Origin of the sequence: Mesorhizobium sp. M1328, assembly GCF_040318075.1 — a bacterium.
In the GTDB taxonomy this organism is placed as follows: Bacteria; Pseudomonadota; Alphaproteobacteria; order Rhizobiales; family Rhizobiaceae; genus Mesorhizobium.
In genome coordinates, this window is record NZ_JAMYLO010000049.1 from 1 (window position 1) to 10,754 (window position 10,754).

The following is a 10,754-nucleotide window of genomic DNA, read 5'->3' on the forward strand; positions in this document are numbered from 1 at the left end:
AGCGCCTGCAAGACAGGTTCAATCAACATCCGCACGTAGGCGACATACGCGGTCGAGGTATGTTGATGACGCTCGAGCTTGTCAAGGACCGCGAGACAAAAGCGCCCTTTCCAGCCGAATGTAACCTCAGCCCGATGATCTATCGAGAAGCCCTGGCAAGGGGGCTGATCACGCATGCGCTGGGAGGAACTGTCGACGGGATTAACGGCGATCACATCGTCGTTTGCCCCCCGCTCATTGCCAGCGAGAAGGACCTCGAGACAATAGTCGGACTGTTGGGTGGATCAATTGACGCTTCGCTGTCAGAATTGGCGGTTGGCGGCTGATGGAGACTGATCACCGGATTATCGCTGACAAGGTTCCCCTCACTCTCGCGCATTTGACGGTGCAAGAGGTGCCACCGGCCGATGCGATCACTATAGCTGCTGAAACAGGGTTCCAATACGCAACTATGCGGTTGCATTCGCCGCGCCTCGGGGCAAAAAATTTATCAACCCGGGAACTTAATGACGAAGTTCAGAAAGCGCTACTCGTATCGAGGAAAAGCGGCGTTCTCGTGTCAAGTATCGAGGCCTTAGTCCTTGCGCCTGAAACCGATATTCTTACCTACACGCCTATACTAGAGGCTGCAGCTAAGCTAAGTGCTCGGTGCGTCCTTGTCGTTGCATTTGACAATGTTTATTCACGAATGCTCGATAATTTCGGTGCTCTGAGCGCTAGCGCAAGTCAGCTTGGCCTCGGTCTAGAAATTGAGTTCATGGTTTTTTCGGAAATCAAGGACTTACAAAAAGCCATGCAAGTTCTTGCCGATGCAGGTTCCCCTAACGACAAGATCGTCATCGACGTGCTCCACTTGTTGCGGTCGGGTGGTAGTCCTCAAGATATACTGCGTGTACCACCCGCGATGATTTCGCAAATCCAACTCAGCGATGGCCCCAAGTATGCTGGCCCTGAATGTCTTGTAGAAGAAGCACGGTTCGACCGCATGTTTATCGGAGAAGGAGAATTCCCGCTAACTGAGATCCTGAGCAAGCGTCCGCCCGCAGTTCCACTTGCCCTTGAGATCCCAGCCGAGCGGTTGCGACTTCAAGGAATATCGGCTCAAGAGAGAGCGTTGCGCGCGCGCAGATCATTTGAATCGTTGGTAAGCACCCGATTGCTGCCGCGTGCCAGATAGCGCCTATTCTTACTGAGTCTGAAAGTATGTTCGAGCTGGTCGCAGATTTGTTAGCGTGCTGATTCGTGATTAGGGAAGCGCCCCGCCATGCCCGACTGGACAGCCCAGAGTGAAGCAGCATTCGACGCTTATGTCGATGCTTTGATCGGGTGATCGGCCACGCCGACCGCGCTGAGCCGCTGAAGAATTTTCTCGACGATCTCAAACAAAAGCGCGAGAACTTGATCCGTACGTGCAACGCAGATGGCTAACGCCAGCCCGGCGCCAAGCAAACAGTTGGACACCTTCTCTATCGGCAGGTAAAGGGCAAGGGCTTTCGATTTTTCCGGTTCTCCGGCTTTTGCGATCTTTCGCGGGCTCTTGCTTCTCTCCCGGATCGGCCCTTTGGCCCTCCCATAATGGGGTGAGAATGATGAAGTAGAAATCGAACGCGTCCTGAACGTCATTTGCGTTCGAACAAGGTGTCCAGCGAACTCACTTCACCATTGTCCTGCGAAGGACAGCTTTCCGCCAGATTGCGGATTCCATTATCTCCTACTTTTATGCTGCGCGGTCATCCGATTGGCGTCAGGTGGCGGCTGGCAAATCATCCCTCGTCCAGCAAAATTCGGTGCTGTCACTCATCATGCGATGCATCATGACAGCCAGCCTGCGGGCAAGCGCGACAATGGCCTTTTGCAATACGCGCTCTCACGTTGATTGCCGCGCCGCAACTTACGTCGACAGTGCGGTCGACGATCACACGCCGACCGTTGGCCCCGACGATTTCCATCCGGCCACCGGTAGACACCGCTTGGCTGGTCGTAGCCGGTACTTCAGAGTGCGATCGCGCAGGAGCCGACTCTTCCGGCTCTACATCGTGCAGGTTGGGACCGACAACACCCATGTCAATGAAGGCGATCGGTGGGCTCTCGGGCAACGGCTTGGACCGCCCCAATCGCCCTTGCTGGGCTTGCTTCATCCAGATGAACAAGTGGTTCGCGTTCATGTCGTGGCGCCGCGCCACAACCGACACCGGATCACCGTCTCCTGCACCTCACGCACGATCGCCAGCTTCTGTTCGACCGTCCAGGAGCGGCGCGTCCGCTGTCGGCCCGCACCCGCCGGCAGCGGCAGAGCCGCGGACGTGCTCGCTTCTACCGTCGAGGGCTGCTCCATAGCCAGATACTTCATTCGCTAAGCGTCCACTTAAATCTAAGCGGACATTAACCTCTCAAGGTACGCGTCAGTAGGCAGCCTTCGTCGTATGCATACCCGGCATGTCCAGCGAGGAGGTCCCGACAGGCAGGCTGCAGCCTGCTGCGACGACCGGGATAAACGGCGAGCTTGCAGATCCCGCCGACAAGCCAGCCTCCCTGGCATCCTTGACCCACTTGCGCAGAAGGTGGCATCGATCCCATGCGCAAGCGCAAGGCCGGATATCGACACACCAGGCTCAAGGCAGGCCGCAACAAGCCGCTCCTTTGATCCTGGATCATAGCGGCGTCGCCCATCACGCCCCACCAACCGCACACGCAGTTTCTGCTCTTCGTCACTCATATTTGGTGTCCACCTGTTTCAAGTGGACACTTCATGCGGCAGAGACCTCGACGCGAAAAGGCACTGGGAAATTAGCGCTTAGTGCGGCTGCAAAGCCGATGAAAGATAGTTGATGAAAGTAAGCGCGTAGGCATCCCCACGTAGCGTGCAGGCGGTTGATCGCTCATTTTCAGCATGAATCATGCGGAGAATCCTCACATGGGAACATCTGTGTCAAGTTAGTTAAAACATATCGTCATCCTCAAAGTATCGGTTCCAGGTTCCAAGCCCGACTGTGTGACACGGCTCGTGAAGCGTTGACAGGGGAAACCGGCAGGCAACGCGAGGAACTACCTGCATTACGCGTTGGATTTATGGGTCCAGCAATGGCGTACTCGAAATGCCAAAGGCGAACCCCGCGGGTCACTTCAAATTCCCCCGGGTAGGGTCAGTCAAAATCCCCCACCCGCAAGACAGGACAGAAGTGGACTTGTTAGTTTGACTTTGTTTCCCGAGCAAGGGCTTCAGCGGCCTCTTTGAGGCGATAGCTGCGTCCATCGAACTCAAGCAGATGGCAATGATGCATCAGCCGATCGAGTATCGTCGTGCTCATGGTGTTGTCTCGCAGATATGTCCCCCAGTCTTGCACGACCCGATTGGAGGTGACGATGACGCTGCGGCGCAGTTTGTAGCGCTGATGGATCAGGGTCTGCAGCCATGCGCCGGCGTCGTCGGGGATGGCGCGTGCGAGGAACAGATCGTCGAGCACGAGGAGATCGCAGTCGATGATTGTTCGCATCCGGGCCTCGCGTTGCGCGGGGGCGTTCAGAGCGTGGCGGTGGAAGAAGTCATCGGTCTCGAGATACTGGACCTTGTGGCTGTGCAGGATCGCCTGATAGGCAATCGCCTTGGCGATGTGGGATTTCCCGGTGCCCGGTTTGCCAACCAGCATCGCGTTCTCGCCGGCGGCAACGAACGCCAGGGTGTGGAGCTGGAAGCAAGTTTGGCGCGGCAATTTGGGATTGAAGGACCAGTCGAACTCGGCGAGCGTCAGTTTTTCATCGAGCCCGGATTGCTGATATCGCCGCTCGATAAGGCGGGATTGGCGACGATCCAGTTCAGGTCTCGAGGAAGGGTTGGTTTGCGCCCTGCGCCTGCAGCACGCGCGTCTGCAACGTGTCGCGGACGCCCGACAGGCGCAGCTGTCGCAGGCAGCGTTCAATTTCGGGTATGGTCATCATGGGGTTGGGTCTCCAGTTTGAGGTGAGAAGGGGTAGCGGGAGCGCTCGTGGCGGCGAAGCTGGTCGGGGTTGCGCAGGCGCCACGAGCGCGGGGCGGAGAGGCGCGGTCGTCGTCAGCCTCGGCCTGCCGGCCATTGTTGCCGGCCTCGTGTCGCACAGCACGGCTGAAGAGGTCGCCATATTCGGCGGGGGCGCGGATCAGTGGATGATCCTGGGTGAGCTGCGATGCCGGCTGTGGGACTTCTTCAACCTGTTGGAGCGCCTGCTCAAACAGCCGCTCGACAGTCGCGCGTACGTGCTTGTAACGGTAGATGCGGTTGCTGATGGCATGAGCACAGGCCTGCTCGACCATCCGTGTCGGATACTTCCGGCTCAGCCCGACAATGCCCCACATCGCGCGCTGTCCGGGGCGTCCCTCGGCATCGAACATGTGTTGACACAGGGCTTTGGTTTGGGGGCCGATGCGACCGGCGTTCGCCAGCAGCACGGCGGTTTGCCGTGACGGATTGAACGGCCGTTCGTTGGTCGGCAAGACGACAGAACCGGGGTGCGTCATCCGGGGATGAATCCGCAGCAGCGCATGGGTGTGGCGATCACGGATCTCGATCGTGGAAGTGTAGATGCGCACGACCACCAGACTGCCGATGGCCGCGGGCCGCGCGGCGTAATAGCTGCTGTCGACGCGGACGGTGGTGTCGTCGCAGACGGTCCGAACGACTTCAGTGAAGATGCGGAAGGGTGCGACAGGCAGCGGCCGCAGGTGCGGCTTCTCCTCCTGGAACATGGGCTCGACCTGACGACGAGTGCTGCCGTGGATGCGCTTGGAAGCCCAGTTCTCCTCCCAATGCCTCAAGAACTCGTTCTGGGCTTCCAGCGTCTCGAAGCGCCGTCCGGCCAGCGCGGTCCCCTGGGTATGTTGAATCGCATTCTCGACGCTCCCCTTTCGATTGGGGTCCGCCACGCGGGCCGGATCGGTGACGACGCCGTAATGAGCCAGCATCGCACTGTAGATCGGATTGAGCTCGGGCTCGTACAGATCGGGCTTGAGGACGCCTTCCTTAAGGTTGTCGAGCACCACATAGCTGACCACCCCGCCAAAATACCGAAACGCTTCTTCGTGAAGCTGCGCCCAGACTTGCTGGCTGGATTGCCAGACCACCCGCCGGAAGCTGCGCCGCGAATAGCGCAGCGTCATCACGAACAGGCGGGGACGACGATACCGGCCGCTCTTGGGATCGATCGTCAGCGCGCCCTCGCCATAGTCGACCTGAGCCTCCTCGCCGGGGAGGAACTCAAGACGATCAAACTGCTTGGGATCGCTTTGTCGCAACGTGCGCACAAACCGTTGACCCTTTGGTAGCTGGACGGAAAGCCAAACTGATCGACCAGGTCCTGGTAAATCGCCTGCGCATTTCGCTTCAGGCGGACCTGTTCTTCGATCCACGCCCTATGCACTTCGCAGGCCGAGCGGGCCAGGCTGCTGGTGACCGTCGCTCCCGACACCCCAGAAGCCGGTGGTCGGGGTGGAGGAATTTGGTCCTCCGCGCTTGCCGAGCCGGTGGTCACTTCCCCGGGGGAATTTGCCTCCGTAGCAGCCCGTTGCGCTCGGTAACGCCGTATCGTCTTGCGATCGACACCCGTCAGCCTTTGAATCTCGCGCTGGCTGGTGTTGCGATCAAGTAATGTCAGTACGGTGCTTTGCAGATGTGCCTTCAAGACGTACAACTCCGGTCCCCTCGCTGTATGAAAGGGGATGAAAATAAACGTCCTGCCTTACCGGCTACCGCTGTTCAGTAGCGCTGCCGGTGACCATCAGGTGGGGGAATTTCAAGTGACCATACCCGGGGGATTTTGACCGACCCACGGGGAAGGCGACGTAATCATTGTACGTTATGCCGACGACAGCATGATGGGATTCCAGTACGAAGGAGAGGCTCAGCGCTTCCTGCAAGCACTGCGGGAGCGTCTCGCCCGTTTTGGCCTGCAACTGCACCCGGAAAAGACACAGCTGATACGCTTTGGGCGGTATGCTGTGCAGCAATGCCGGGAGCGCGGAATCCACAAGCCAGAAACTTTCGACTTTCTGGGGTTCACACATTGCTGCGGCGTACGACGCAATGATGGGGTTTCAAAATCGTCCGACTGACGATCAAGAAGCGTATGCGCGCGACGCTGGCGGCCATTCCGGAGACATTGATGCGACGACGCCATGAACCGGTGGCAAAGGTCGGTCGGTGGTTACGGCAAGTGTTACAGGGGTATTTGAACTACCAAGTGATGCCTGACAATCTAAGACGGTTGGGAGGTTTCCGATGGGAGGTCGGTCGAGCATGGCGACACGCATTGATGCGTCGAAGCCAGCGACACCGCATGCCTTGGGACCGTTTCCAAAAGCTGCTTCGCAAATACCTGCCACCGTGCCGCCTGATGCATCCGCATCCAGATGCTCGGCTTACAGTCACAACATCCGATAGGAGCCGTAGGCGGTAGTGCCGCACGTACGGATCTGACCGGGGGGCGATGGGTAACCATCGTCCCTACCGGGACCCATCAGCGCCGTGAAGTGGCGTCTGTGGCATGGACGGGTCGGCCGCGCGATCCGCGACCTGGAGCAAATTCTAGTAAAACTGAAGGAAGGCGAGTTCTCGATCGCACGGCTTCACAGCCTCGCGGAGCAGCTCCTGACCTATGTCCGTTCGAACCGCGGCGCGATCGTCAACTATGGAAGGCGCTACCGGGCTGGGCTTCGCGTCGCCACCACTCTCGCCGAGTCGGCGGTGAACTCAGTCATCGGAAAACGTATGGTCAAGAAGCAACAGATGCGCTGGTCGCTCCACGGTGCGCATATGCTCATGCAGGTCCGGGCGGCGGAGATCAATGGCGAACTTCGCAACCAGCTGCGGGCGCCTTTCCGACAGCCAGAACTGAACGTGCCTCAAATATTCAAGCCCAAACCGCCACTACTGCGTGCCGCCTGACCACAGAGAAATTACCGGTCTCTTAGGAGACCTGTGCGCGGGTGTCTGGACTGGCGTGTTAATCTGTGATTCGCTCAATCTGAACAAAGGATTGAGGGATGCGATGTCACGTCGGCGCATTGGTCAGGAAAAGTTCGGTTTCGCCGTTGATCACGGCCAGCATTCGTCTTTGGATGAGCTTGCCGGACTGATTTATTGGGTGCCGATCGATCAAGCCCTTTGTGTGATTTCCTGCTCTGCGAAGGGCGAGCCTGCCTGGCCGCCAACGGCCTTGTTCAAAGCGATGCTGCTGTCGATCTGGTACTCTTCACTGATGGCGCGGCTGTGACCTTCATGACCCGCCCTGGCCGCCAGGCTTCGCCTGCCCCGACGAGCCGGTCGCTCGAAGGTGGCTCGAACGAAGTGCGTAATGTCTTCTCTGGCCGCTGCATCCGCAGCATCAGATCGATCAACTCTTCCTTCGTCAGATGCAGCAAATCGGTGCGATCCATATCTCAATAGATTCAGGGATTCTTGTCCCTGACAAAGGCGTGGGCAATTACCTCGAAACCAATGGGCGAAATATCATATGATAGTAATGAGGCGTTGTGAACTGTTGCAAATCAACGAGACGGATTGTCGCCGCACTTGCTTGTGACAGGCACCGGTAAATCTCTCCCTGCCGGTTGATTTCTTCCAGATCGAGAGAGCTCGACACATTCCTACACGCGCTTCTTGCTTCATTCAAAAGCTGTATATCTGTGATCTGCAACCATTCGTAGTGCTCCCCGAAAAGCATTTTCACGCTGGTGCCGCTTACAAATGGGATCATGATTGAAAAATATCCGTCATGCATATGGTGTGCTCTAAGCAAGAAGACCTTGGACACGTGGGTGCCGACTATCAAGACTTTCAGAGGTGAAAAACGCACATTCATATCTTCTGGATCTAGATCAAGCTGGAATCTTCTCTGCACCAAACCGCTTAATGTGAAGTCAAGCCCCAAGCTGCGCGTTTCATATGCACCCAGCCTATAAGGTGAGGGCAGGCACCTCACAGTTCTCCAAGCACTTTCTAGATGATAGATCGTCTTCTTGCGATCTGGTCCCATAAACCTCGCGGACTGGAAGTCCTTGAAATATTCGAGCTCCGCTTCAATAGGCATGTAAGTATGACGGAATAGAGCTGCATGGGCGGCCCGCTGCAAAGTAGAATACTCGTGAGTCATACCAGACTCGGTAAAAAAAGCCCTCGCATCATTGACGAACCGCAAGCATTCAGCTTGAACATTGGCAACCTTCCCGTACTGCTTCTCACTAAGTTTGATCTCCCCAAGAACGGGCCTGCCGTCCAAATCATAGTCTACAACCGCCCCTTCCTTGAAGGTGCAACATTCCTCAAATAAAGTGAAGGTAGACCATGGGGACGTAATGAGTGCCTTGCTGTTCGCCGAACGGTAAGGTTCGTCGGAGGCGACCAAATAGCGGCCAAGTATGTCTACTTTCAATTCGTCTTTGAATGTGCGAGCCAAATATTCCTGCGTTCTTCCATTATAACCAATGTCTGCAAAGATAACGGTATCTCCTTCCGTCAACTCCAATTCCGTTGACATATAGCGCATCAAGCGCGTACGTAAAGCAAATGAATTCTTGAATATCAGCTCCAGCACATCGTCGTCGTGCAGCAACTGATGGAATGCCGTTTTTGGATCGTCAGATTGATGGGCGATCCGTATTAACAACTCTGCCACTTCGGATGGAAGCAAAAGCTGTTTTGCAGTGGCATGAAGATTGTCAAATTCGGGCTCGATCCCGCTGATGTAATAATCGACATCGGCGCGGGTTTTGAAAGACGCCGCAACAGCAAAGAATTTGCGGATTCGTACCAGCTTGCCGACGGGTTTGCGCGCATAGGCTTCACACGCAGCTGAAAGAAGATAAGCATCACGCAACAGAAAGAAGACTCTTACCCGCCTGCCCTGCCGTTGTAGTGCCTCCACCTCGTCGATAAGAAAACGGGCATAGGCGTATAGCACAGGGCCGAACGACATGTAGCCTATCACTGTCTCCGGCGCGTACGGATGCAGGTTTGCTATAGAAAAGATTGGCCGAAATGGACTATAGCAGGGTAGAACAACTGCTTTGGGTGCCGCCTCTTCGAGTGCAATCAACGAAGATGCCGCGTGCTGTAGGCGCAAGAAGTCTGCGACCTCACGATCAAACGGCAGGAAATGCAGCGCACGTACGCCCAATTTCCGCGGCGCTTGCGCATCGGCTACGTCATTGTCCCCAATGTGAAGTAGTTGCGATGCAGGCACGCCACACTCTTTGATTACAACCTGAAAAAGAGCATGGCTCTTCGACGTTCCATAATCGACAGAGCAGTAAATCTTGCTGATTGCCTGCATAACGTCGGCAGGCAAATGCCGAGCCAAGAGGCGTCTTAACTCGCCTTCGCGCAAATACGTATCGCTCACGACGATAATTTTGATACCACGGGCGTGCGCCAGCCTGATTAGTTCTACGTACGGTGAAAATGCAAAGCAAACATTCATTTCGGTCCGGATTTCCGCCTCGGCCAATAGCTCCCGTTCCTTACCAGAAAGCGATGTAAAAAGCCGATAAATGTCACCGAGATCGATCTCCGTGGATCCGTTCTCTAAAGGCTTTGCTCGATGGGCGCGTGCAGCTGCGCTAATGCGTTGGTGAGGAGTTATCCCTAACCTTCGCGCGACGGGATGATCGGCCAGCATGGCGAAAACGTCTCTAGGTGTCGCTGTCTCGCGCCATAGCAACGTATCGAAACAGTCAAGTGAGAGTACCTTAATGGAATCATCGAAGTCCTCCATAATCTTGGGTATATCGTGGGTTTTTATTTGCTCCCGATGGCCAGTATCACGCATGTCGCTACAGAGCAGGCAATCCGCCGGCTTTTGCAGTTTCTGGATCTGTTCTGTCAGGAGGCCCCCGTCTGGAAAGATTGCATCCGCATGGCCGATAAACTGATAGACGTCGTCTCCAGGAAAGCGCGGCGCGAATTCGGGATCAAACATATCGTCAATACGCAACCGTTCGGAGGATTTCGGATTAGCATCGTCTTGCTTTATCTTGGCGGCCAAGCGTTGCAGTATAAGCTGCATAGTTTTTCTCCTTCGCGCAAGCGCAGTTTTTCTGGTTGAGAACTTGTCGGTTGTCATCATCCGCCCTTGGGTCTAGGCGCTCCGCATCGCCAAATTGTCGATGTAGCGGTAACCGCTTTCGCTACGGAGTTTCCAAGCAGCGGGCAACTAAAATAGAGATGTCCTAAACTGGTTGAGGTATGTGGATTCGAACTAGGGTCTGCTGAGCAAAACTCCGCTGTCCTACCGCCAGACGATCCCTTATCTCATCGTTTACCCCTGCTCTTGCAGAAACTAAAGCATCCGACCGTTGGTTGAAGCTCTGCGTCGCACCAAACCCTTGGCCAAATACTATCATGTATAGAGTTCCCGTCAACGTAGCGACGGGAGTACGATATCGTATGCCAAGTATTTGAATATGTTAGGAACAACTGTGTGTGTAGGCGCCGAATCGTTGTGATGTTTTGATGAAGAAGTGTTAAATGTTATGCAAAATGGGGTTAGCATAAGCTCCATCTGACGCGACATCAGGTGATCGGCGAGAGATACACCGCTGGCGCCATTGGTGTGCGGCAGGGCAACCAGCACTCGGAGGGGCTGTCGCGTTGTGTGCGTATGAACGCGCTGAAGCGGTGTGCGCGGCGATGTCACGTTGGTCTGCAGCTTAACGGTTGACGGATAATTGGGCGAGGATGAGCTCGACGACGATCAGTTACAAGAACCACCGCTTTCCACCGCAGATC

The 10,754-nt window shown here is 55.9% G+C and carries 6 protein-coding genes and 7 pseudogenes; 5 read left to right on the forward strand and 8 right to left on the reverse strand.

Features of this window, described 5'->3' with window-relative positions; all coding sequences use genetic code 11:
- Both NKH23_RS33630 and NKH23_RS33635 read left to right on the forward strand, forming a co-directional pair.
- A pseudogene (locus tag NKH23_RS33630) lies at positions 1–326 on the forward strand (aspartate aminotransferase family protein); the annotation flags it as partial.
- Complete coding sequence (locus NKH23_RS33635; RefSeq protein WP_353036645.1) at positions 326–1,177, forward strand: sugar phosphate isomerase/epimerase family protein; 852 nt, start codon at positions 326–328, stop codon at positions 1,175–1,177. The pseudogene NKH23_RS33630 and the gene NKH23_RS33635, both read left to right, overlap by 1 nt.
- A 128-nt stretch (positions 1,178–1,305) precedes the next feature.
- Here NKH23_RS33635 and NKH23_RS33640 read toward each other — a convergent pair whose 3' ends face one another.
- The 6 genes and pseudogenes from NKH23_RS33640 to istA form a co-directional block, all read right to left on the reverse strand.
- Positions 1,306–1,623 (reverse strand): hypothetical protein, encoded by a 318-nt coding sequence (locus NKH23_RS33640; RefSeq protein WP_353036647.1) that lies wholly within the window; start codon positions 1,621–1,623, stop codon positions 1,306–1,308.
- Positions 1,624–1,744: 121 nt separating this feature from the next.
- Positions 1,745–1,864: pseudogene (locus NKH23_RS33645) on the reverse strand (IS110 family RNA-guided transposase); the annotation flags it as partial.
- 297 nt (positions 1,865–2,161) lie between these two features.
- Entirely contained in the window at positions 2,162–2,350 is a 189-nt protein-coding gene (locus NKH23_RS33650) for a hypothetical protein (protein WP_353036649.1), read from the reverse strand.
- Between the two features lie 85 nt (positions 2,351–2,435).
- Positions 2,436–2,716 (reverse strand): annotated as a pseudogene (locus NKH23_RS33655) (transposase); the annotation flags it as partial.
- A 472-nt stretch (positions 2,717–3,188) separates the two neighbouring features.
- A pseudogene (istB, locus tag NKH23_RS33660) lies at positions 3,189–3,936 on the reverse strand (IS21-like element helper ATPase IstB).
- Positions 3,914–5,661 (reverse strand): annotated as a pseudogene (gene istA, locus NKH23_RS33665) (IS21 family transposase). Before istA ends, istB begins: the two co-directional pseudogenes overlap by 23 nt.
- 157 nt (positions 5,662–5,818) lie before the next feature.
- Here istA and NKH23_RS33670 point away from each other — a divergent pair.
- The 3 genes and pseudogenes from NKH23_RS33670 to NKH23_RS33680 all read left to right on the forward strand — a co-directional run bounded on the left by NKH23_RS33670 (position 5,819) and on the right by NKH23_RS33680 (position 7,242).
- On the forward strand, positions 5,819–6,082 hold the full coding sequence (locus NKH23_RS33670; protein ID WP_502912403.1) for a reverse transcriptase domain-containing protein: 264 nt from the start codon (positions 5,819–5,821) through the stop codon (positions 6,080–6,082).
- 520 nt (positions 6,083–6,602) lie between these two features.
- Positions 6,603–6,914, forward strand: a pseudogene (locus NKH23_RS33675) (hypothetical protein); the annotation flags it as partial.
- A gap of 103 nt (positions 6,915–7,017) precedes the next feature.
- The gene (locus tag NKH23_RS33680; protein ID WP_353036657.1) at positions 7,018–7,242 is read left to right on the forward strand and encodes a transposase; all 225 of its coding nucleotides are present in this window, start codon (positions 7,018–7,020) and stop codon (positions 7,240–7,242) included.
- Here the strand turns inward: NKH23_RS33680 and NKH23_RS33685 are convergent.
- A pseudogene (locus NKH23_RS33685) lies at positions 7,224–7,405 on the reverse strand (IS66 family transposase); the annotation flags it as partial. The gene NKH23_RS33680 and the pseudogene NKH23_RS33685 sit on opposite strands and share 19 nt — an antisense overlap.
- Before the next feature lie 47 nt (positions 7,406–7,452).
- Positions 7,453–10,032 (reverse strand): HAD family hydrolase, encoded by a 2,580-nt coding sequence (locus NKH23_RS33690; RefSeq protein ID WP_353036655.1) that lies wholly within the window; start codon positions 10,030–10,032, stop codon positions 7,453–7,455.
- Positions 10,033–10,754: the final 722 nt, after the last annotated feature.